20 protein-coding genes and 1 pseudogene are annotated in these 22,330 nt (G+C 63.5%); 7 read left to right on the forward strand and 14 right to left on the reverse strand.

What is annotated here, in order from left to right; all coding sequences use genetic code 11:
* Positions 1–50: 50 nt before the first annotated feature.
* The 11 genes from AC1RRJ_RS15105 to AC1RRJ_RS15155 all read right to left on the reverse strand — a co-directional run bounded on the left by AC1RRJ_RS15105 (position 51) and on the right by AC1RRJ_RS15155 (position 11,744).
* Positions 51–518 (reverse strand): Lrp/AsnC family transcriptional regulator, encoded by a 468-nt coding sequence (locus tag AC1RRJ_RS15105; RefSeq protein ID WP_493124084.1) that lies wholly within the window; start codon positions 516–518, stop codon positions 51–53.
* On the reverse strand, positions 518–994 hold the full coding sequence (locus tag AC1RRJ_RS15110; protein ID WP_493124086.1) for an Lrp/AsnC family transcriptional regulator: 477 nt from the start codon (positions 992–994) through the stop codon (positions 518–520). The genes AC1RRJ_RS15105 and AC1RRJ_RS15110 overlap by 1 nt, the downstream gene beginning before the upstream one ends.
* A gap of 72 nt (positions 995–1,066) precedes the next feature.
* The gene (locus tag AC1RRJ_RS15115; protein ID WP_493124088.1) at positions 1,067–2,353 is read right to left on the reverse strand and encodes a spinster family MFS transporter; all 1,287 of its coding nucleotides are present in this window, start codon (positions 2,351–2,353) and stop codon (positions 1,067–1,069) included.
* Positions 2,354–2,396: 43 nt separating this feature from the next.
* Positions 2,397–3,155, reverse strand: a complete 759-nt coding sequence (locus AC1RRJ_RS15120) for an SDR family NAD(P)-dependent oxidoreductase (RefSeq protein ID WP_493124090.1) — start codon at positions 3,153–3,155, stop codon at positions 2,397–2,399.
* A gap of 23 nt (positions 3,156–3,178) precedes the next feature.
* Complete coding sequence (locus AC1RRJ_RS15125; protein WP_493124092.1) at positions 3,179–4,705, reverse strand: amidase; 1,527 nt, start codon at positions 4,703–4,705, stop codon at positions 3,179–3,181.
* Positions 4,706–5,809 carry a Rieske 2Fe-2S domain-containing protein gene (locus tag AC1RRJ_RS15130; RefSeq protein ID WP_493124094.1) on the reverse strand — a complete coding sequence of 368 codons (1,104 nt, stop codon included), beginning with the start codon at positions 5,807–5,809 and terminating at the stop codon, positions 4,706–4,708.
* A gap of 3 nt (positions 5,810–5,812) precedes the next feature.
* A complete protein-coding gene (locus AC1RRJ_RS15135; protein WP_493124096.1) occupies positions 5,813–6,685 on the reverse strand; it encodes an amidohydrolase family protein in 873 nt (290 codons plus the stop codon).
* Positions 6,685–8,319 carry a class I adenylate-forming enzyme family protein gene (locus tag AC1RRJ_RS15140; protein ID WP_493124098.1) on the reverse strand — a complete coding sequence of 545 codons (1,635 nt, stop codon included), beginning with the start codon at positions 8,317–8,319 and terminating at the stop codon, positions 6,685–6,687. Before AC1RRJ_RS15140 ends, AC1RRJ_RS15135 begins: the two co-directional genes overlap by 1 nt.
* Positions 8,316–9,887, reverse strand: a complete 1,572-nt coding sequence (locus tag AC1RRJ_RS15145) for an AMP-binding protein (protein WP_493124100.1) — start codon at positions 9,885–9,887, stop codon at positions 8,316–8,318. Before AC1RRJ_RS15145 ends, AC1RRJ_RS15140 begins: the two co-directional genes overlap by 4 nt.
* Positions 9,888–10,014: 127 nt before the next feature.
* Positions 10,015–10,887: an SDR family NAD(P)-dependent oxidoreductase gene (locus AC1RRJ_RS15150; RefSeq protein ID WP_493124102.1), complete on the reverse strand. Its 873-nt coding sequence runs from the start codon at positions 10,885–10,887 to the stop codon at positions 10,015–10,017.
* 101 nt (positions 10,888–10,988) lie between these two features.
* A complete protein-coding gene (locus tag AC1RRJ_RS15155) occupies positions 10,989–11,744 on the reverse strand; it encodes an SDR family NAD(P)-dependent oxidoreductase (RefSeq protein WP_493124104.1) in 756 nt (251 codons plus the stop codon).
* 112 nt (positions 11,745–11,856) lie between these two features.
* Here AC1RRJ_RS15155 and AC1RRJ_RS15160 point away from each other — a divergent pair, with 112 nt between their 5' ends.
* The 4 genes from AC1RRJ_RS15160 to AC1RRJ_RS15175 are packed head-to-tail and all read left to right on the forward strand — an operon-like array spanning position 11,857 to position 16,395.
* A complete protein-coding gene (locus tag AC1RRJ_RS15160) occupies positions 11,857–13,092 on the forward strand; it encodes an NADH:flavin oxidoreductase (protein ID WP_493124106.1) in 1,236 nt (411 codons plus the stop codon).
* Positions 13,093–13,097: 5 nt separating this feature from the next.
* Positions 13,098–13,883 carry an SDR family NAD(P)-dependent oxidoreductase gene (locus tag AC1RRJ_RS15165; protein WP_493124108.1) on the forward strand — a complete coding sequence of 262 codons (786 nt, stop codon included), beginning with the start codon at positions 13,098–13,100 and terminating at the stop codon, positions 13,881–13,883.
* 14 nt (positions 13,884–13,897) lie between these two features.
* On the forward strand, positions 13,898–15,583 hold the full coding sequence (locus AC1RRJ_RS15170; protein ID WP_493124110.1) for an FAD-binding protein: 1,686 nt from the start codon (positions 13,898–13,900) through the stop codon (positions 15,581–15,583).
* Positions 15,580–16,395, forward strand: a complete 816-nt coding sequence (locus AC1RRJ_RS15175) for an SDR family NAD(P)-dependent oxidoreductase (protein WP_493124112.1) — start codon at positions 15,580–15,582, stop codon at positions 16,393–16,395. Before AC1RRJ_RS15170 ends, AC1RRJ_RS15175 begins: the two co-directional genes overlap by 4 nt.
* A gap of 27 nt (positions 16,396–16,422) precedes the next feature.
* Here AC1RRJ_RS15175 and AC1RRJ_RS15180 read toward each other — a convergent pair whose 3' ends face one another.
* Positions 16,423–17,079 carry a nuclear transport factor 2 family protein gene (locus tag AC1RRJ_RS15180; RefSeq protein ID WP_493124114.1) on the reverse strand — a complete coding sequence of 219 codons (657 nt, stop codon included), beginning with the start codon at positions 17,077–17,079 and terminating at the stop codon, positions 16,423–16,425.
* Between the two features lie 131 nt (positions 17,080–17,210).
* On the opposite strand from AC1RRJ_RS15180, the gene AC1RRJ_RS15185 reads away from it, so the two are divergent.
* Genes AC1RRJ_RS15185 through AC1RRJ_RS15195 form a run of 3 tightly spaced genes read left to right on the forward strand, consistent with a single transcriptional unit; the run spans position 17,211 to position 20,752 of the window.
* A complete protein-coding gene (locus AC1RRJ_RS15185) occupies positions 17,211–19,565 on the forward strand; it encodes a TonB-dependent receptor (RefSeq protein WP_493124116.1) in 2,355 nt (784 codons plus the stop codon).
* A complete protein-coding gene (locus AC1RRJ_RS15190) occupies positions 19,562–20,008 on the forward strand; it encodes a nuclear transport factor 2 family protein (RefSeq protein WP_493124118.1) in 447 nt (148 codons plus the stop codon). Before AC1RRJ_RS15185 ends, AC1RRJ_RS15190 begins: the two co-directional genes overlap by 4 nt.
* A 3-nt stretch (positions 20,009–20,011) precedes the next feature.
* Positions 20,012–20,752, forward strand: coding sequence for an SDR family NAD(P)-dependent oxidoreductase (locus AC1RRJ_RS15195; protein ID WP_493124120.1), 741 nt, complete (start codon positions 20,012–20,014; stop codon positions 20,750–20,752).
* Between the two features lies 1 nt (position 20,753).
* Here AC1RRJ_RS15195 and AC1RRJ_RS15200 read toward each other — a convergent pair whose 3' ends face one another.
* Both AC1RRJ_RS15200 and AC1RRJ_RS15205 read right to left on the reverse strand, forming a co-directional pair.
* Entirely contained in the window at positions 20,754–22,217 is a 1,464-nt protein-coding gene (locus tag AC1RRJ_RS15200; protein ID WP_493124122.1) for an FAD-dependent oxidoreductase, read from the reverse strand.
* Positions 22,214–22,330, reverse strand: a pseudogene (locus tag AC1RRJ_RS15205) (4-hydroxy-2-oxovalerate aldolase); the annotation flags it as partial. The gene AC1RRJ_RS15200 and the pseudogene AC1RRJ_RS15205, both read right to left, overlap by 4 nt.

The raw sequence follows: 22,330 nt of genomic DNA on the forward strand, positions 1-22,330 counted from the left end.
GCGTAACGCAATATGTAATTGGCTACGCGCTGTGAGCTGATCACGGCACCTCAGTCGTCGGTGATGCGGACAATCCGGCTGTTATATTTCAGCGTCTTCACCACGACCGAGGTCTCGACATGGTGAACCCCGCGCAGCGCGAGGATCTGGTCTGACGCGACCGAATGCAGCTGTTCGAGATCGTCGAACAGGCAAATGGCGAGGATGTTGAACCGGCCCATCGTGATCAGGACGCTGGTGACCAGGCTGATTTCGGAGATCGTGTCGGCGATCGATTTCAGATTGCCCATGTCGGCCTGAATCCCGATGAAGGCCAGCTTGCTCGCTTCGCCGAGGTCGACGCTGGTGATCGCGGTAAACGACATCAGCCTTTCCTGCTGCAGCCGCTTGATCCGGCCGCGCACGGTTCCTTCGGTCACATTGAGTTCGAGGGCGATTTTGCGGTTCGACATGCGCGCATCTTGCGACAGCATCTCGATCAGCTGGCGGTCCATCTCGTCGATCGGGCTATCCGCCATCAGTCTTCTCTTGCTTCAATGGGCGCGACGTCGAATTTATATTTGACGATATCGACCGCGATGGCGGGGATCATCGACCTGATCCCCTTGATCTTGCCGAACTTGTTCATCAGCAAATCGGGGAGCTGGTCGATCGTTTGCAGCACGACCAACAGATCGATGTCGTAGCGGCCGGTGGTCAGATGCGCGGCGAACACTTCGGGAAGCGCGGCCAGTTCCTCGGCGACGTCGGTAGCGGGGCGATTGTCGACCTCGATCGCGACCTCCATCAGCACATTATAGCCGTGGGCGCGGAAATCGGAGACGGCGACGACGCGCAGCTTGTTGGCATTTTCCATCCGCCGGATCCGGCTGGAGACGGTTGCCGCGGTCAGGCCCAGCCCCTCGGCGATCTGCTGGTTGGTCGCACGCCCGTTGCGGCGCAGTTCGTCAATGATCGCCCGATCGGTATCGTCGATTTCGAATTCATTCTTCATCGCCGGACTTTTATTTCTTTTCACGGCCTAGTCCATCTTTTCATCGGGCGAAGTTCAACGAAAGGGCCGGGCCTATGCGGCATCGGGCTTGGCGAGGGCCGCGCGATCGGATTCCAGATAGCGCGCACCGATCCATGCCAGCAGCGCAGCGACCATCCCGGTGGGGATGATGATGGTCAGCGCCCAGCGCAGCGACATGTCGCTGTCGCCGAAATATTGGCTTAGCGCGCCGGTCGCCCATGGGCCGACGACAAAGCCCAAAAAGGTCGTGACCATGATGAACAATGCGGTCCCGGTGGCGCGGAAGCGATCGGGCAGCAGATATTGCAGCGACGCCATGATGCCGATCGACCAGCCGCCGCCGAGCAGGCCCGACGGGATGGCAAAGAGTTTGGCCGTCGCCAGGCTGTCGCTCCAGGTGACGAGCATGATGCACACCGAGGCCGCGAGCAGCGCGCCCGCCGCCATTTTCAGCGGGCGTTCGAGCCCGCCCTTGGCCGCCTTGTCGGCAAAGGCGCCGAACAGCAGCATGCCGATCAGGCCGGCGCTGCCGAAATAAAGGCCGAAAGTGCTGCTCGCCTCGGCCAGCGGCACGTCATAGAGGCGGGTGAACAGGGCGGGGCCCCAGAAGCCGAAGCTGACCCCTGAAAGTGTACCCAGTCCCATCGCAATCATCATCAGAACGAAGGCACTCGACCGGATCAGCTTTTTGGTCAGCGGGAGGAGCGGGATCTGGTTGGCGACGGTCAATATCTGTTTGCGCACCGGTTCGCGGACCACCAGCCAGGCGATGCCCGACAGTAGGACGCCGGGGACTGCCATGACGAAAAAGGCCATACGCCAGTCATGGGCATCGGCGATCCGCGGGCCGACGGCATAGCCGGTGATCTGGCCGAAATAGACCGCAAGGCCGAGAACCGCGAAGGCCATGCCGCGCTTTTCGGCGCGGAAATAGTCGGACAGGATCGAATAGGCGGGCGCGACGAACGCCGCTTCGCCGACCCCGACCCCGACGCGCGCCAGCGCCAGCGTCCACGGCCCGGTGGCAAAGCCCGACAATCCGGTGAAAAGGCTCCATACCAGACAGCCGATGCAGATGATCGCGATGCGCGACGAGCGGTCGGCGAGGCGTGCGATCGGAATACCGATGGTGGTATAGAGTACGGCAAAGGCGGGCCCCATCAACAACCCCATAAACTGGTCGCCGACGCCGAATTCGGCCTTGATCGGATCGACCAGCCCCGAGATCAGATAACGGTCGGCATAGTTGAAGATGTAGATGAACAGAAAGACGATCAGCACCACCCACGGGCTGGACTGCCGTGCCGCTGTCGGCGACGCCGCGACCGATATGTTCACCTGATTCTCCTCATAATCCCGATTCCATGCTTGCCCGTGCGCGCTAGTCGCGCATCTGGGTGCCGCCGTTGACGTGCCAGACCTGGCCGTTGATGAAGCCGCCGTCGTCCGAGGCGAGGAAGGCGACCGCGCCCGCGATATCGTCGGGCTTGCCCAGCCGCGGCGAGGGGGTGCGTTGGCGCAGATCATCGACCTGTGCCTCCGACAGATGCTGGGCGACCGCCTCGGTCATGATGAGGCCGGGGCAGATCACATTGGCGCGAATGCCGTCCTTGCCCCATTTGCTCGCGACGTGGCGCGCGAGCGCGTGGATGCCATTCTTGGTCATCGGATATGCGACCTGCCATGGCGAGGCGCCCGAGGCCGCGCCACTGCTGGTATAGATCATCGCGCCGCCGCCGCGTTCGAGCAGTATCGGCAGCGCGGCCTGCGTCGCCAGCAAATGGCTTTTCAAATTGATCGCGACCGAGCGGTCGAAGACGTCTTCGGGGCAGTTCAGCGCATCGACATCGCCCTCGGTCCCGCCCGCGAGGTTCGAATGGAAGAAATCGAGCCCGCCGAATTCGGCGAGAGCCGCCGCGACGATGGCTTTCTGTGAATCTGCGCTCGTTCCGTCAAGAAAGACGCCGATCGCCTTGCCGCCCTTTTGGGTGATCGCGGCGGCGCTGTCCTTCGCCCATGCTTCGTTGATGTCGCCGACGACGACCAGCGCGCCCTCGTCGGCGAGCCGCATCGCGGTCGCCGCGCCGATCCCGCGCCCGCCGCCCGCGACCACTCCGATTTTTCCGTTCAGTCCGCGCATCGATTGTCCTCGCTTCTCAAAATTCAGGCTGGCCGCTTGTCGAACCAGGGCGCGGCGCGTTCGACCTGTCCGGCGAGGCGGAGCAGCGTTGCTTCGTCGCCATAGCGTCCGGTCATCATCACCCCGATCGGCAAGCCGCCCGCCGACATCGCCAGCGGCATCGACATGCTCGGCTGGCCGCTGACGTTGAACAAGCCGGTCCAGGGCGTGAACGCCGCGGCGTCCTGCCCCCATTTTTCGAAATCGGCGGGCATCATGTCGAGCCGTCCGAGCTTGACCGGCGGCATCGCCATCGTCGGCGACAGGATGATGTCATAGCCGGTCATGAACTGGCCGAGCGCGACCGCGGTTTCCTGATAGATATTGTTGGCGCGCGCCGCGTCGATGGCTTTGAAATTCTTGCTATATTGCAGGAAGATCAGCGTCACTTTTTCGAGCACGTCGGGCGAGGGCGCGATGCCGGTCAGCTTGGCGCGATCCTCGATTTCGGCGGCGAGCGCGCTGGAAATCGTCGCGAAATTGGCCATGCCGATCGCCTGCGCATTCACCTTGGGCGAGGCGAGCTCGACATGATGGCCGAGGCTTTCGAGCAGCTTCGCCGCCGCGTGCGCTGCCGCAGCGCATTCGGGGTCGACCGGGGTGCCGCCGGGTGTCTCGAGCATCAGCGCGACGCGCAGCTTGCCCGGCGCCTTGGTGACTTGCGACAAAAAGCTGCCGTCGGGGGTCGGCGCGCCATAGCGCGATCCGATTTCGACGCCGTGGGTCGCGTCGAGCATCGCGGCGGAATCGCGCACCGTCCGGCTGATCGCATGATTGGTCGACAGCCCGCCCCAGCCTTCGGTGCGCTTCGGCCCCATCGGCACGCGGCCGCGGCTGGGCTTGAGCCCGAACAGCCCGCAGCAGGATGCCGGGATGCGGATTGATCCGCCGCCGTCGGAGGCATGGGCGAGCGGGACGACCCCGGCCGCGATCGCCGCCGCCGAGCCGCCGCTCGATCCCCCCGCGATATGGTCGGGGTTCCAGGGATTGCGCGTCAGGCCGGTGGCCACGGACTCGGTGGTGCCAGTTAGGCCGAATTCGGGGGTCGTCGTCTTGCCGAAGATGACAAAGCCCGCGGCCTGATGGCGCCGTACCAGTTCGGACGTATAGTCGGGGCGATAATCAGCATAGAAGCGGCTGCCCTGTCCGCTGCGCTCGCCCGCGATATGGGTGTTCAGATCCTTGACCAGCAACGGCACGCCGTGGAACGGTCCCTTGGGCAGCCCGGCGGCGATTGCCTTCTTGCCGAAATCATAGAGCTTCTGCGCCATGAAGTTGAAGCGTGGATCGCTGGCCTCGGCGCGCGCGACCGCCATGTCGAGCAGTTCGGTCGGCGACACCGCCTTGTCGCGGACGAGTTTGGCGAGGCCCAGCGCGTCGTGATCGTCCAATGGGTCGCTTCGCATCATCGCTCCCTTCGCTTGTGCCGCCTGCGGGAGCGCGACCATTGCCGCCGCCGCGGCGCCGCTTGTCAGCAGGTCGCGACGGGTCAGGTCCGACGGGCCGCCCACTCAGGCGCTCGCTTTGATTTGGGTGGCGGACGGTGCCGTGTAGTAGCGCGAGTAGAATTGGCGGAATTTGGGGATCGGGCCGTCGCCGTCGCAGATGATCGGATTGGGCTCGTAGCGCATCCGGTCCCACACGACCTTGTCCTGATCCATCTGTTTGTTGACGTCGGCGATGATCGCGCGGGCGAGGCCGGCATTGGGGCCGTCCTTTTGCGACTTGGGCTGGGTGTAGAGATAGCGGACCTTCAGATGGTCCTTTTCGACCGGAGTTACGCAGGCGATCAGCAATGTTTCGCAAATGCCGGTGAAGCGCACCCAATTTTGCCCCGGACCCTGTGAGGCGCTGGTGATCTCGCCATCGACCTCGCCGCGCGGCGTGCCCATTTTGGCGCGCAGCACGCTGCTGCGGTCATAGGCTTCGCCCCAGTGGAGATCGCCCATCGGCAGGTTCGCGGTGCCGTGTATGAATTTGAAATGGGCGAAATCGACACCGTTCTCGGCCATATTCTGGATGCTGCCATAGATGTTCCACTCGGCAATCTGAAATTCGCTCCAGTCGGGATCGGTCGCCTCGGGGCTGTGGACGACCTCGAACAGCGGCGCGACATCGTCGGGGTGATACCACATCCAGATGATCCGGTTGGCCTCGCGGATATGCCAGGTGCGCGTGCATTTGCGCTTCACCTGCGGCGGGATGGCGCGCGCGTAGGGAATGTCCTTCACCACGCCTTCTTCGCCATCATAGCGCCAGGCGTGGAACGGACATTCGAGCAGATTGCCGTTGACCTTGCCGCCATGCCCCATGTGCGCGCCGAGATGCTTGCAATAGGCGTCGAGCATCCGGACGCTGCCGTCCTCGCCGCGCCAGATCGCCAGCTCGGTCGAAAAATAGCGCAGTGGCTTGACCTCACCGACCTGCAATTCGTCCGACAGCAGCACGGGAAACCAGCCAAAGGGATAGGGGGTGTCGAGGTTGCGCTCGGTCGCCGGGATGGCGTTGTCGATCGGGGCGAGGCGCCACGCCTTCAACTCATCCTTCGACATATTTTCCAGCAACCGCCAAACCGCGACGGGGGCGGTGCGGGCATCGGTGACGCTATCGTTCATCGCTCAGGCTCCCAATCCAAAGACTTTGATCGCGTTTTCGCGCAGGAATTTCGGCCATACCTCGTCCTTGAAGGGTACATTCGGCATGTCGCTGAAAATCCGGTCGAGGCTGAGCCCCATCGGAAAATATCCGGCATAGATGATCTTGTCGGCGCCGCGCGTGTTCGCGTAGTCGATGATCGCCTTGGGATAATGTTTGGGGGCAAAGGCGCTGGTCGAATAATAAAGATTCGGCCATTTCAGCATCAGCTTGACCGCCAGCGCTTCCCACGGCTCGGCGCCGTGGCGCATCACAACCTTCAGGTCGGGGAAGAACCAGCACACCTCGTCGAGATGCTCGACCTTTTGCGTTTCCATCGGAATGCGCGGCCCCGGGATACCGGCGTTGAGACAGATCGGGAGGCCCAGTTCGGCGGCGCAGGTGTAGAGCGGGAACATATATTTATGGTTGATCGCGACCTGCGGCAGGGTGCCCGCCGGAAAGACGCTGATCGCCGACAGCCCGACCTCGGCATGGATACGCTTGATGCGGCGGACTTCCTCGACCCCCTTGTTGGGATCGCACGGCAGGTCGAAGAAGAAACGGTCGCCGAACTTCTCCTTGGCGCGGCGCGAGGTCGCATTGTCGTTCCAGCCGACCATCGCCTTGTCGATGTTGAACCGGTCCATCTGGTCGACCGTCCACTGGACGAAATCGTCAACTGCGCCCGACTGCGGAATGTCCTTGAACATATATTGCGCGGGCATCGAAAACTGCTTCAGCGTTTCGGCGTCCTTGATCATCGGCTTGAAGCTGTCGAACCAGTCGGCGCGATGTTCGCTTTCGGGAATCCCGAGCATGCAGTCGATAATGCCGATGTCAGTGGGCATAGCCATTATGCGGGGGTTCCTTCTGTCATGGTCCATTCGGTGCGGAGGCGTTTTTTGTCGATCTTGCCGACGTCGTTGCGCGGCAGGGGGGCGGTATCGACCCGCACCTGCGCCGGTGCCTTGTAACGCGCGAGCTTATCGGCAACCTCGGCGATGATCGCGGCGGCGTCGACATTCTCGCCGACCACGCGGACGACGAGCAATTCGCCGAGCCGCTCGTCGGCGATACCGAAGGCGGCGCATTCGACGACCTCGGGCATCGCATTCACGATCCGCTCGACCTCTGCACAATAGATATTCTCGCCGCCGGAGATGACCATGTCCTTCGCGCGGTCGACGATGAAGATATAGCCTTCGGGGTCGATCAGCCCGACGTCGCCGGTCCTGAGCCAGCCGTCGGAGGAGAGGACTTCCGCGGTTTCCTGAGGACGCTGCCAATATCCCTGCATGACCATCGGGCCGCGCACGACGATTTCGCCGACTTCGCCGGAAGGAAGGGCGGTGCCGTCGGGCCCCTCGATCCGTACATCGACGAGCGAGAGGACGCGGCCCGCCGAAGCGCGGTTGCGGATGAAATCCTCGCCCATGCTCATCGCGACGCTGCCCGATGTTTCGGTCATGCCATAACCCGTGCCCATCACGACGCCGGGGCAGGCGGTACGCAATTCGTTGAGAAGGCTGACCGGCATCGCCTGTCCGCCCATGCCGATATTGCGCAGGCTCGACAGATCGGCCTTTTTGGCTTTTCCGGCCTGAACAATGTCCCACATCATCGTCGGGACGCCCGAAAACATCGTGACCTTTTCACGCTCGATCAGCTCCATCGCCTCGTCGGCGGCCCAGCGCCGCATCAGGACGATTTTCGATCCCGCGAGCAGCGGTGACAGGAAGCCGGCGCCCAGCCCCGAAATATGGAACAGCGGCACGACGAGCATGCTGACCTGCTGCGGCATATTCTCGAGGATCGCCGACACCGGAATCTTGAGGTCGCGCGCGGTGTTGTGGAGAACCATCGTTCCCGCCAATTGGGTGCCTATGATCCCGGTCGTCAGATTTTCGTGGGACAGCACGGCGCCCTTGACGCGGCCGGTGGTGCCCGAGGTGAAGAGGATCGCGGCGGGGTCGCTTTTCTTTGCGGGAGCGACGCCGGCGGGCGCGGTGCCCGTCGCGGGGAAATCTGCTGCGACGATCAGCCGGCCGGTATAGCCGCCCTCGCGCAGCAAGGCCGCGCGCCCGCTGTCGGCAAGCACGACGGCGGGCGACACATCGTCGATCGCGGCGCAAAGTTCGCTCGGCGATCCCCGGCTGTTGAGCAGCGCCGCCACGCCGCCGCAGCGGATCGTCGCGAGAAAACCGATCATCCATTCGCTGCGGTTGCGCATGCAGATGGCGACGCGGTCGCCGCGTTCGATGTCGAGGATGCCGGCCAGCGCGTCGCGCCGCTCGAAGAGCCGGGCGTAGGTCCAATGGGTATCGCCCTCGGCGACGCAGACCCGGTCGCCGAAGGCGCGCGCGGTTTCGATCAACTGGTTCAGATCGTCCGGGGCATTGACGAAGCGGCGCATGCCGTCCTGTTCGCCCAGTTCAAAGGGTGTGCCGGGGGCGGTGACGGCGTCGAAAATGGGATCGCTCTGGTTCACGCTGCCTCTACCTGTTGCTTGGCCCAGACATAATCGGGCTTTCCGGCTGCCGAGCGCTGGATCGTGTCGGCCCAGATGATCGTCTGGGGGGTCTTGTAGGCGGCGAGCCGCGTCTTGATGAAATCGGCGATCGCCGCTGCTTCGGGCCGGTCGTGGCGCTCGCGCAGCGATACCACCGCTGCGACTTTCTCTCCCCAGCGTTCGTCGGCGACGCCGACGACGACCGCGTCGAGGATCGCGGGATGCGCGCGCAATTCGCGTTCGACCTCTTCGGGGAAGACCTTCTCGCCGCCCGAGTTGATGCAGTTCGACCCGCGCCCGAGAAAATTGATCATGCCGTCGCCATCGACATAGCCGCTGTCGCCGGTGATCGCCCAGATGCGCCCGTCGATGTTGCGGAAGGTTTCGGCGGTTTTTTTGGGGTCGTTGTAATAGCCGATGGGGACATGGCCGCGGCGGCCGATGAGCCCGGTTTCGCCGGGCTCGGCGAACCGGTCACCGACGAAGATACGCTGGGTGTCGTCGCACGGCACGCGCAGCATCCCTCCATCGGTCGCTTTGACCGACAGGCTGGTCCCGGTTTCCGATGCGCCCATGCCGTTGGTGATCGCGGCGTTGGGGAGCAGGCTGGCGAGATCGTCCTGAACATGCGGCGAGAAGAGCGCGCCGCCCGACCCGAAATTATAGACGCTGGTGAGCGTCCAGCGGTCCGGATGGTCGCGCAGCGCATCGCGGAGCGGGATCGCCATCGCATCGCCGACGACCTGGATCAGATTGGCCTGATCGCGATCGACCCGGTCCCAGATTGCGGCGGGATCGAAGGCTATGCTGCGATCGAGCACGACGGTGAGCCCCGCGAGCAGCGCGGTCCACGCTGACCAGATTGCGGCGCCGTGCATCAGCGGCGCGATGGTGAACATCTTGAGCGGCGGCCCCTCGGCGGCGCGGCTTCGGATATCCTCGGGAGCGGTGATCGGGCCGGCGGGATGGAAGTAGCCCGCACCGCCCGCGCAGCCATAGAAGAACGCCTTGTGCGGCCACATCACGCCCTTGGGCATGCCGGTGGTGCCGCCCGTATAGAGCAGCATATAATCATCTTCGGACCGTTCGTAGCGCTGCTTCTCGCCGGGGATGAGGAGGCTGTCATAGCTGGTCGAAAGCCCGTCGCCGTCGGTGCAAATCGCGAGCTTCAGCTTCGGAAGCGCGGAACGCAGTTCGTCGACCAGCGCGGCATATTCGCCATCATGGACGATGCAAGCCGCATCGGCATTTTGAAACAGATAGAGGAGTTCGGCGCGCTGATAGCGGTAATTGACGTTGAACGGCACCGCGCCGATCTTGATCGCCGCGAGATAGGCCTCCAGATATTCGGCGCGGTTGCGCATATAAAGGCCGACATGATCGCCGCGTTCGATGCCGCGGCTGGCCAATCCGCGCGCGAGCGCATCGCTGCGTTCGTCGAGCTCGCGATAGGTCAGACTCTCGTCGGGCCCCTGGATCGCCAGGCGATCGGGCACGGCATCGGCCACCGTCTCGAACAGGTCGGCAATGTGAAATTGCGTTTTCAAATCATCCTCTTTCCTGTTCGTTGACGGGCGCCGACTCTATGTCGATCGTATTTTGCGTAATTATTTTTGTATCAAATTACGAATAATTGCAAGCGCGTGAATTTTTGCCGCATCACTGCGTAATATCTCAATAGACGGCCGCCGGATTTGGCGCATTCGGGCTTCCGAGCATCTCGCGATACGACGGCCGCTCCTTGCCGCGATCGGTGATGCCGAGGTCGCGGGCGACTTCGGCGCCGACGACGGTGTGACCCGACAGCGCCGCGCCCAGCGGATCGCGGGCGAGGGCGTGGAGGATATGACCCGTGAACTCCGGATTTTCGGCGGTCTCGATAAAGACTTCATATTGTTCGGGATTGACCTCGCGCGCGATCGTCGAGCGCTCGGTGATCAAGGGGCCCATCCATACCGAGATCGTCCGTACCCCGGTGCCGCGCAAATCATGTTCCATGTCGTGCGCGAATTTGTCGACGCCGGCCTTTTGCGCGCCATAGGCGGGGCCGTGCATGTAGCAGCTGGCGCCAAAGGAGGAGCCGAAGGCGATCAGCCCCGAACCCTGCGGCACCATCATCCGCGCCGCGTGCCAGCTTGCGACATAGGCCGAGCGCAGCCCGACATCGAGGATGTTCGCCGCAGCAAGCTCCTTCTCCCAGAAAGGTTTTTTCTCGATCAGCTGGTGATGCATATAGGCGGCGTTGTTGACGAGGATGTCGAGCCGCCCCTGTTCGGCGGCGATCTGCGCGAACAGGCGTTCGACCTGCACGTCGTCGGCATGGTCGCAGACGACCGCGATGCCCTTGCCGCCGGCCTTGGTTGCCGCCGCGGCGGTTTCGGCGACGGTGCCGGGAAGGACGGTGCCGTCCCAACCCTTGGCGTCGCCCGGCGTCAGCGTGCGGCCGGTGACATAGACGGTCATGCCTTTCTCGCCGAGCCCGCGCGCGATGCCCGCGCCGGCGCCGCGGCTGGCCCCTGTGACGAGGGCGATTTTCGGTTCGGTCATGTCAGTCTCCCATTTATCTTGTGTCGCCCGCTGGTTGCGGCGGGCTGTGATGATCCGGTTGGGCGCATCGTCCGCCCGGTGGTCGGGGCGGTCAAGCGCGCCTAGTCGAAATTCGCCTGTCCGCCGTCGAGCGGGACCGTAGCGCCGGTGAGATACGCCATTTCGGGGCCGCACAGGGCGACGACCGCGCGGCCGATATCCTCTTCGCACTGGCCAACGCGGCCAAGCGGGATCGTCTTGAAGAAGGCGCGTGCTTCGTCGGGGTTCTTCTCCGCCCAGCCTTTGAGACCGGGCGATTCCGCGTGCGGGGCGATGTTGAGGACGCGGATACCATTCTTGCCCCATTCGGCCGCCGCGCCGCGGGTCAGCGACTGGATCGCGTTTTTCGTCGCGGCATAGGCGCCATATCCGGTCATGTCCCAGCGGTGGATGACCGACGAGACGAGGTTGAAAATCACCCCGCCGCCGCGCGCCGCCATATGCGGGTGCACCAGCTTCATCAGCCTCAGCGTCGCGAGCGGGCCCGATTCAAATCCGGCGATGAAGGCGTCGTCGGCGACCGCGAGCAATTCGCCATTGGGGACTTCCTGCGCATTGTTGACGAGGACATCGATGCGGCCAAATTCGGCGATCGTCTGCGACACCATTTCGCCGAGCGATGCGGCCGATTTGACGTCGCATTCGATCGCGCGCGCTGTGCCTTGGCCGCGCTCGTCGATCATCCGCTTTGTTTCGGCGAGCTTGGACAAAGTCCGGCCGGCCAGTACGACGGTGTCGCCCTGCGCGGCGAAGGCGAGGGCGATGCCCTGGCCGACCCCCTGGCCGGCTCCGGTCACAATGATGATTCGATCGGTCATCCGCAAAACCCTTCATGATTCGTAATTTTTGTGTTTTTAAATTACGCATGAGCTTGACATAAAGACGCATAGAGCGTCAATTGCGTTATTGAAACCGAAATGAGGAACCCGCATGTCTGGAGAGGCTGCTTCCCCCTTTTCCCCGCTCACCCTGGGGCCGCTGACGCTGCGAAACCGCTTCATCAAGGCCGCGACGAATGAAGGCATGGCCAAGAATGGCGTGGTTTCAAAGGGCTTGGCGCTGTTCCATGAGCGCGTGGCCGAAGGCGGCGCTGCGATGTCGACCGTCGCCTATTGCGCGACCAGCCGCGACGGGCGCACCTTCGTCGACCAGGCGACACTCGAACGCGAATCAATCGCCGACTTCAAAGCGCTGACCGACGGTGTCCACCGCCATGGTGCCGCCGCCTGCGCGCAGATCACCCACGCGGGGTCGTTCACCTTCCTTGGCCCCGATCAATTGCAGGCGAAACGGCCGCCATCGTCGAGCGGCGGCTTTAACAAGGTCGGCATGCTGTCGAAGCGCTGGTTCAAGAAGCGCATGAATCGCAATGAGATCGCCGCGATGGCCGACGAGTTCGTCGCGGCGGCGAAGCTGGCGCGCGAGGCGGGTTTCGATGCGGTCGAGCTGCATATGGGGCACGGATATCTGCTCAGCCAGTTCATCTCGCCCGTCTATAACAAGCGCCGCGACGAATTTGGCGGGACGATCGAAAAGCGGATGCGTTTCCCGGCTGAAGTCTTGTCGCGGGTGCTTGATGCGGTCGGCAAGGATCTGGCGGTCGTCGTCAAATATAGCATGACCGATGGCACCGCGCGGGGCAACCAGATCGCCGATGGCGTGCAGGTTGCGCGCATCCTTGAACGCACCGGCGCGCATATGGCGGTGCTGTCGAACGGGCTGAACGTCGAATCGATCACCGCGATGTTCGGCTCCTCCTTTCCCAAGGAAAATCGCGCGAGCAATCCGAACCCGATCATCCGGATGGGAATGTGGCTGCAATCGCTCACCGAGCCGCAGAATGTCGTATTTCACGAAAATTACCTGCGCGACCATGCGCTGAAGATCCGCGAAGCGGTGACAATGCCGCTCGCCTATCTGGGCGGGGTCCATTCGATCGAGGGGGTCGAGATGGCGATGGCCGACGGCTTTGATTGCGTCGCGATGGGGCGCATCTTGATCCATGATCCGAAGATTGTGAACCAATGGGCGGCGGGGACGGCGCATGCATCGGGCTGCACCGCGTGCAACCGCTGCGTTTCGATGATGTATCTGCCGACGGGGACGCACTGTATCCTCACCGGGGCGCAGGATGCCGCCCTCAATAAAATGGCAGCGGGAGCGTGACGAGCATGAGCGGAATTTTCGACGGCCGGGTGGCGATCATCACCGGCGGCAGCGACGGCATCGGCCGCGCGACCGCCGCCATGCTGGCGGCACGCGGCGCGACCGTCGCCGTCTGCGCACGGCGCGAGGACAAGCTCGCCGAAGCCAAGGCCGAGATTGAAGCCGCGGGCGGCAGGGTCGAAACCCATGTGCTGGACGTGACCGATTTCGACGCGCTCGCGGCGCTGATCGACGACGTTGCGGCGCGTCACGGGCGGCTCGACATGCTGGTCAACAATGCGATGTCGACCCATTATGCGCCGATGTCGAAGCTGACGCTCGAGCATTGGCGCAAGGATTTCGCGGTCAACGCCGACGCGGTGTTCGTCAGCACCAAGGCGGCGATGGCGATCATGACGAAGCAGGGCAAAGGCGCGATCGTCAATGTCTCCTCCTCGTGCGGCATCCGCGCCGCGACCAATATGACCAGCTATTCGGCGTCGAAAGCGGCGCTCACCCATTTCACCGCCTGCGCGGCGATGGAAGGTGCGCGCCACGGCGTGCGCGTCAATGCGATCGTCCCGGGGCAGGTGCAGACAGCGGGGACCGAGGATTTTGCGCGCAAGGCGCCCGAGGTTGCAGCGATGACCGCCGATGCGATCCCGATGGGACGCGGCGGCGACCCGCAAGAACTCGCCGAAGTCATCTGTTTCATGCTGTCCGATGCCGCGAGCTATATCACCGGCGCGGCGCTGCCGGTCGACGGCGGCAAGTCGGCGCAGCTTTATATGCCCTATTCCTATCAGTCGTGACGAAAGCGCAAAGCATGAGCTGGGACAAAGAAGTCGATCTGCTGGTCGTCGGTTCGGGGGCGGGCGGGCTGCTCTCGGCATTGGTTGGCGCCGAAAATCACGCCGACGTATTGATCGTCGAAAAGGAGAAATTATGGGGCGGCACTTCGGCCACCTCGGGCGCGGGAATATGGATTCCCGCCAGCGACCAGGCCGCGGCGGCGGGGTTTCACGACAAGGTCGATGATGCGTTTCGCTATGTCCGCAAACTGTCGGCCAAGAACGTCCCCGACGCCAATATCCGCGCCTATGTTTCGAACGCTTCGGAGATGCTGCGCTGGATGGGGGCGTACACGCCGATAACCTACTGCGCCTTTCCCTATCCCGATTATCACGCTGAAAATCCGGGCGGTAGCCCGACCGGATATCGCACTCATATGCCGTTGCCGATCGACGGCCGGGGGCTAGGGAAGGACGTCGAGACGCTGCGCTTCGCGTCGCCTGCGGCGAGCCTGTTCGGCTATTTGAACTGGCATTTCGACGAAACCTATATGCTGTTGTTCCGCCAGAAGGGCTGGTTTCTCCATCTTGCGAAAAGCCTCGCGCGCTATTGGTTCGACTGGCCGTTCCGCTTCAAATCGCGCAAGGACAGGCGGTTGACCTTGGGCAATGCGCTGACCGGCGGGATCCGGCTGGCGCTGAACGAACGCAAGGTGCCATTGTGGCTCGACAGCCCGATGCAGGATCTCGTGATCGAAAAGGGCAAGGTTGTCGGCGCGGTGGTGCGACATCAGGGGCGCGATCTGCGGATCGGCGCGCGCAAGGCTGTGATCCTTGCTGCCGGCGGCTTCGACAAAAATGCCGCGATGCGCAGCGAGCATGCACCGCTGTACCAGAATGCGCTCTATTCGGGCGGCACCTCGGGCAACACCGGCGACAGCATCCGCGCGGGCGTCGCGGCGGGTGCCGACACGATGAACATGCAATCGGCATGGGCCGCGCCGGTCTTTTACGTGCCGGGCGAGGATCGGGGGCGGCTCTCGACCATCGAGCGCGCGCTGCCGGGCAGCATCATCGTCAGCCAGAGCGGGAAACGCTATCTCAACGAAGCCGCTTCCTATCATATCGTCGGCCAGCAAATGGCGCGGCGCGAACAAGAGCATGGCGACGCCTCGCCGAGTTGGTTCGTCTTCGACCATGAATATCGACACAATTATCCGGTGGGGCCGCTGCTCCCGCTGATGCCCGACTGGTTCCAGCGCGGCGAAGTGCGCGGCATCCTCAAAAAGGGCAAGACGGTCGAGGCGCTGGCGGCGGATATGGGGGTCGACCCTGCGGCGCTGACCGCGACCGTTTCGCGTTTCAATCAGTATGCGGGCGAGGGCAGCGACCCTGATTTCGATCGCGGGCTGGCGACCTATGACAAAATGTATGGCGATCCGCGCGTGGCGCCCAATCCGTGCCTGCGGCCGCTGAGCAAGGGCCCCTTTTATGCGATGCCCATCTATCCCGGCGACATCGGGACGAACGGCGGGTTGCGTACCGACGACAAGGCGCGCGTCGTCCAGGCCGACGGCGCTCCGATTTTCGGGCTTTATGCGATCGGCAACAATGCCGCATCGGCGATGGGCGAAAGCTATCCCGGTGCTGGGGTGACGATCGGCCCGGCGCTGACCTTCGGCTATATCGCCGCGCGTGATGCGTTGGGGGTGAACCAGTGACGGGCGGGCGTTTGCAGGGGCGGGCGGCGGTCGTCACCGGCGCCGGACGCGGGATCGGTCAGGCGATTGTCGCGCGCTTTGTCGCCGAGGGCGCGCAGGTCGCGGCGCTCGATTTGCGGCAGGAGGATGCCGATCAGGCGGGGGCAACGCTGGGGATCGCCTGCGACGTCGGCGACAGCGCCTCGGTCGCTGCGGCGCTGGCACAGGCGCGCGCGGCGTTCGGGCGGCTCGACGTCGCGGTTAACAATGCCGGGATCGGGTCGGCGCCCGGCGACGGGTCAGAGCCATTTTACGCGGCGATGGCGCAGCGCAACGGCGAGCTTGCCGAAAAGGGCGCGTCGGACGCGATCGTCGACCAGCTTATCCATATGGAAGATCGTGGCTGGGCCGCGGTGATGGCGGTCAATCTCAACGGTCCCTTTTATGTTGCGCGTGAATTTGCCCGCATCAAGGCGGCCGACGGTACCCCCGGGGCGATCATCAACATCTCCTCGACCTCGGCGCAGTCGGGTGAGGGCTCGCCGCATTATGTGGCCAGCAAAGCGGCGATCATCGGCCTGACGCGCCAGCTCGCGCGCGAACTCGCGCCACGCGGCATCCGCGTCAATGCGCTGGCGCCGGGGCCGACCAACACCCCGATCATGAACGGCATCCCCGCCGAGTGGATCAAGGGGATGGAGGCATCGGTGCCGCTCGGCCGTATGGCCAATCCTTCCGAAATCGCCGCCGCCGCGCTTTATCTTGCCAGCGACGACGCGAGTTTCGTCACCGGATCGGTGCTCGTCGCCAATGGCGGGAGCTATTCCTTTTAGGGTGAAGGCAGGGCGCTGACCCTCGCGTCAGTCGGCGCGAACCTTGACCTTCGGCGCCGCCTGACCGCGGCGCATCTGTTCCAGAAACTTCTCGAGCGGCGCAGGTTCGGCGACCGGCGTGGTCGGTGCGCCTTCGCGTGCCCAAAATTCCTCGTAGCTTGGGAAGAGCTTGTGGAAATTGCCCGGGACCGCTTCGCTCCCCGGCCAGCGCATCTTGTCTGGACCGACCGGCGGCTTGTTGAGATCGGTCGCGTACCAATAGAGCGGCAGGCGGCGGGCGAAATACCAGCGCGGGCCGTCGGGGCCATCGGCGCGGACATAATCGTCGACATACATCATCTGCATGATCACCCATTCGCCGTCGCCGCCCGCGACCGGGGTTTCATGCTCATTCTTCGAATAGACGATGCCGTGCGCATGATCGGTGTCGTCGAACTCGATGATATGGCCGCCGATATGGTGCGAGGTGCCGGTGAATGGTACGCGCAGCGTCCCATCCATATAGGCGCGCAGCGCCTCGCGCCCGCTCGCGCCCTTGCCGACGCGCACATCTGCGGGAAACAGCGATACCATCGCGTCCATGTCACGCATGTCGAGCGCCAGCGCATATTTGGCCGGTAGCTGGCGAATGGCGTCAAGCGCTTCCAGTCGCTCAATTCTTTCTTCCAGCGTCGGCGCGGTCACGGCACTTCTCCCATTTCGAAAGTGGAAGGATAAGTGACAATATAATTGCGCAAATGCAAATCAGATTTGCATTATTATCATCATTTGCGTAACAGGATCGCAGAATCGAAATGATGATCGAAAGGGATAGGATGTCCAGGAATTTTGCACGAGCAGCGGCAATAGGTGCGCTGGCGATCGGTCTGGCTGCTGGCTCGGCGCAGGCGCAGCAGGCGGATGCGCAGGATGATGCCAGTGCGGTCGACCCCAATGTCATCGTTGTCACCGCGCAAAAGCGTGCCGAAAATCTGCAGGAAGTGCCGATCGCGATTTCGGCGCTCAGCAGTGCCTATCTGGAGGCGCGCGACATCACCTCGATCGACAGTCTCGGTGCGGTTGCGCCCAATGTGAAATTCGAACGCGCGCCGGGCAGCGGGACGATCGCGCAGATTGCTATTCGCGGATCGGTGACGATCAATCCGGCGGTAACGTGGGAACCCGCGGTCGGCCTTTACCTCGACGGCGTCTATATCGCCAAGAATCAGGGTGCGATTTTCGACGTCGCCGATCTCGAGCGGGTCGAGATTCTGCGCGGCCCGCAGGGTACGCTCTATGGCCGCAACAGCCTCGCGGGCGCGGTCAATCTGGTGACCGCCAAGCCGACCGGCGAACTCGGCGGCAAGCTGGAGGTCAGCTATGGCAATTATGATTATAAGCGCGCCAAGGCGACGCTGAACCTGCCCGCGCTCGGGCCCTTCTCGATCAAGCTGTCGGGGCAAATCGCCAAGCGCGACGGCTTTTACGACATCCAGGACAATCCTTTTCCCGCCGCGGCGCCCTTTGCCCAGCCGGCGTCGGTGAAAGAGGCGCAGTCGCTCAACGGCCGGAGCGCGATGGTGCAGGTGCGGTTCGAACCGACCGACAATCTGACCTTCGACTATGCCTATGACTATAGCAAATATGACCAGCGCCCCGCGCCGGGACAGCTGCTGCGCGTCAACCAGAATGGCGATCCGCGAGACATTTTCGACCCCAAGAGCCCAAGCTATATCGGCATCCCGCTCGGCCTGTTCGCCAATCCCGACCGGCAGGGCACGCTCAGCATCAATGCGTCGCCTTTTTCCGAATATTCGCGCATTTATGGTCATGCGCTGACCGCGACGCTTGATCTGGGCGCCGCCGAACTCAAGTCGGTCACCGCCTATCGCGACCTGCGTTTCGTCGACACGCTCGAACTCGACGGGTCGCCGGTCGATATCGCGCAGACGTCGCGCATCACTGACATGAACAGCTTCAGCCAGGAATTGCAGCTTACGGGTTCGGCCATCGACGATCGTCTGCACTATGTGCTCGGCGCCTTCTATTATGACGAGAGCGCGGGGACGGTGAATCCCCAGAAGTTTTTCGGAGTGTTCGGCCCGGGGGCGAACCGGTTTGATTCGCGCTACGCCTCCAACACCACGGCGTGGGCGGCCTATGCGCAGGCCGATTTCAAGATCACCGAGGCGCTGAAACTGACGCTCGGCGGGCGCTATACCAAAGAGAAGAAGGACATCAGTCGCTTCCTGCAGATATTGGCGACCCCGCCGGCTCTGCCGATCACCGTCGCCGATGTGCAGTTCGGCGATCTGCCCGACGCGAAGTTCAGCAATTTCAGCCCGGCGGCGACGCTGTCCTATGAGCTCAACCGCGACCTTAACGTCTATGCGCGTTTCGCGCGGGGCTTCAAATCGGGCGGCTTCAACGGCGAAACCAACACGTTCGCGGCGCCAACCCCGGATTGCCCGACCGGGACGCCGGAGCTGTGCAATCCCTATCGCCCTGAAAAGGTCGACAGCTATGAAGTGGGCCTGAAAAGCGTGCTCGCCGATGGGGCGATGACGCTGAATATTGCGGGCTTCTATGACAAGCATAAGGATATTCAGCTGTCGGTTTTCGATGCCGGGGGCGCAGCCGCGTCGACCGTGTTGAACGCGGGGGTCGCGACGATCAAAGGGATCGAGATTGAAACGATCATCCGTCCCGCGCCCTGGCTGACTTTCAACGGCTCTTTCGCCTATCTCGATGCCAAATATGACAGCTTCATCGACGGCGGCATCGACGTGTCGGACAACCGCGCCTTCCCGCACACACCCAAATTTTCGGTTTCGGCCGGGTTCGACTGGCGCGTCATGGAGGGCAGCTGGGGCCGGTTCAACATTCTCGGCGACCTCAGCATGGTGTCGAAATATCACACCTTCCCCTATGCGTTGAGCGCGCCCAATGCGTCGGATCAGGTCGCTGCGGACACGCAGTCGCCGGGACGCACAATCGTCAATATGACGGCGTCGCTGACGCGTGTCCCGATCGGCGGGGTCGATGCGAAGATCAGCGCGTGGGTCCGCAACCTGACCAACGAGGATGCGCCGAGCAACTTCATCGATTTCGGGCCGGGCTTTGGCGGAATCCTGATCGGCTATTTCCCCGATCCGCGCACCTATGGCCTGACCGTCGGAATGGAATTTTGACGGCGGACGACTATTTCGCGATCCAGCGGCTGATCAACATCTATTTCGTCCATGTCGACGGAGCCGATTTTGATGCCGCTGGTGCGTTGTTCGATCGCGCCGACATGATCTACACCGCGACCGGGCGGCATATCCATCAGGATGGCCCCGCGGTCGCGGCATTGATGCGCAGCTTCGTGAAGCTGCACGGGGCCGACCAGCGGCCACTGACCCGCCACCACAGTGGCAATCTGATCATCGAGCCCGATGGCGATGCGCAGGCGTCGGCGCGGTGCAGCGCTATCATCTTTCAGGCGGCCGAAGGCTTCCTGCTCCAGCCGGTCGCCGTGGCGAGCTATTGTGATCGCTTTGCGAAGGACGGCGGTGCGTGGCATTTTACGCGCCGCGAGATGGAACTGACGATGACCGGCGACATGAGCCAGCATCTGCTGCGGGAGGCATAGACTATGCGGTTTGCGAACAAGCGGGCGCTCGTCACCGGCGCCGCGTCAGGGATCGGGCGCGCGACGGCGCTGCAGCTGGTGGCCGAGGGCGCGCACGTCGTCATTGCCGACGTCAACGCGGCGGGGCTTCGCGAAACCGCCGCGGTGGCGGTCGGCGAGATGACGGTGCTGACCTATGATGCGACCGATCTCGCGTCCTGTCGTGCGCTGGTGGCGCAGGCGGGGGAGAGCGGTCTCGATATTTTGTGCAACATCGCGGGGCTGCTCGATTGGGGGCCGACGCTCGATTTCGACGAGGTCCGGTTCCAGCGCCTGATCGCGGTCAATCTGACCAGCGTGTTCGCGCTATGCCGCGCGGCGTTGCCGCTTCTGATCGCCAGCGGCGGGAATATCGTCAACATGGCGTCGACTGCGGGGGTGCAGGGCACGCCTTATTCGATCGGCTATGCAGCATCGAAACATGGCGTCGTCGGCTTGACCAAGAGCCTCGCGGTCGAATTCGCGGCGCGGGGTGTCCGCATCAACGCGGTGTGCCCCGGCCATGTCAAAACCCCGATGACCAACCGCCCGCCGCCCGAGGGCGAAGTCGACTGGCCGCTGATGATGCGCAACGCGCCCAAGCTGCCCGACGGGATTTGCGAGCCTGAAGATATAGCCGGGATGGTCGCCTATCTCGCGAGCGATCAGGCGCGCAAGATCACCGGCGCGCTGTTTACGGTGGATGGGGGGCAGCTCGCGGGCTGAGCTATTCGCCCAGCGCCGCCGCGCGTCCGGCCTGCCGCCCGAAGAAGCTGCAATCGGCAAGGCTGAGGCCCGAGCTATAGCCGTGGCCCCACGCCGGAAGCCCGCTGGTGCAGCGGCCCGCAGCGAACAGGCCTGCAATCGGCTGGCCGCCGCGATCGAGCACTTCGCCATCGGTCGAGGTGCGGAGGCCGCCGAGGGTGAAAAAGCTGAAATAGCTGGTCTGAAAATTCAGTTCGAGCGCGATGAAGGGCCCCTGATCGAGCGGCGTCAGGATCGGTGCGCGCTTGCCGAACAGTGGATCGTCGTCGCGGCGCGCATGATCATTGTAGAAATTCATCGTCGCCGACAGCGTGGCCTGCGGCATGCCGAGTTCGCGCTCGACCTCTTCCCAGTCGTCACCCGTTCCCGCGATCGTCATCCGCGCATAGTCGAACGGCTGGTCGAAATGGGCACTGTCGAGCAATAGATAGACGCGGTCGCCGGGCTGATCGAGCATCGCGCGCGACACGCGGCCATGATAGCAATCTTCGTTGATGAAACGCTGACCCTGCTGGTTGACGAACACGCCCTGCGCCTGCGGTTCGGGGATCGTCCACGGGCAGGTGGTGAAAAACTGGTCCATGTGGATCGCGTCGCCGCCAACGCTGAGGCCAAGATTGATCCCCGACCCGTCGTCCTTGTCGCCGATCGGGTCGTTGATCAGATAAGTCAGCGGGCAATATTTGCGCCGCATCGCCTCGTTCATCACAAAACCGCCGGTGGCGAGGATGACGCCTTTGCGGGCGCGGACATAGCGGTCCTGATTGTCGATCCGCATCACCGCGCCGACGACGCGGTCGCCGTCGCGGATTAGCGCGGTGGCGCGGGCGTCGGTGACGATCCGGGCGCCGAGATTGCGGACGCGCTGTTCCAATATGTCGATCAGCTTGCGGCCGCCGCCCCAGCCCATAAACTGGATGACATGGCCGCGCGGGGCGGGGACGGCGGCGTCGCAAAAGGGCGCCGCAGCCTCGCTGCCCGACCAGATCAGCGTGTCGTCGCCGACCGGCTCGATATGCTTGCCGGGCAGATAATTGCCCTTGTAGGGGACGCCCTGCTGCTTGAGCCATTCCCAATGGTTCAGCGCCTCGCGGCCGTATAGCTCGCACTTGGCGTCGTCGGCGCACGGGCCGCCCGCCATTTTTAGATAGGCGGTGAAGGCCTCGGTGGTGTCGGCGAATCCGGCGGCGCGCTGAACCTCGGTGCCGCCATTGCCGCCGATATAGATTTCGCCGCCCGACAGCCCTGATGCGCCGCCGCTGCCCGAATTGCGCTCGTACAGCAGCACGTCGGCGCCCGCCTCGCACGCCTCGATAGCGGCGCAGGCCCCGGCGGCGCCAAAGCCGAGGATGACGACATCGGCCTCGTCATCCCATTGCGGCACGTCCGCCGCGGCGAGCGGGTGGTGCAGCGAGGACTTGCTCATCCTTTGGCCTTCGTCTGGGCTTTCACCATATCGAGGGCGACATCGACGATCATGTCTTCCTGTCCGCCGACCATTTTGCGGCGTCCGAGTTCGACGAGGATCGCGCGGGTGTC

Source organism: Sphingopyxis sp. GW821-FHT12C06, from assembly GCF_058807415.1.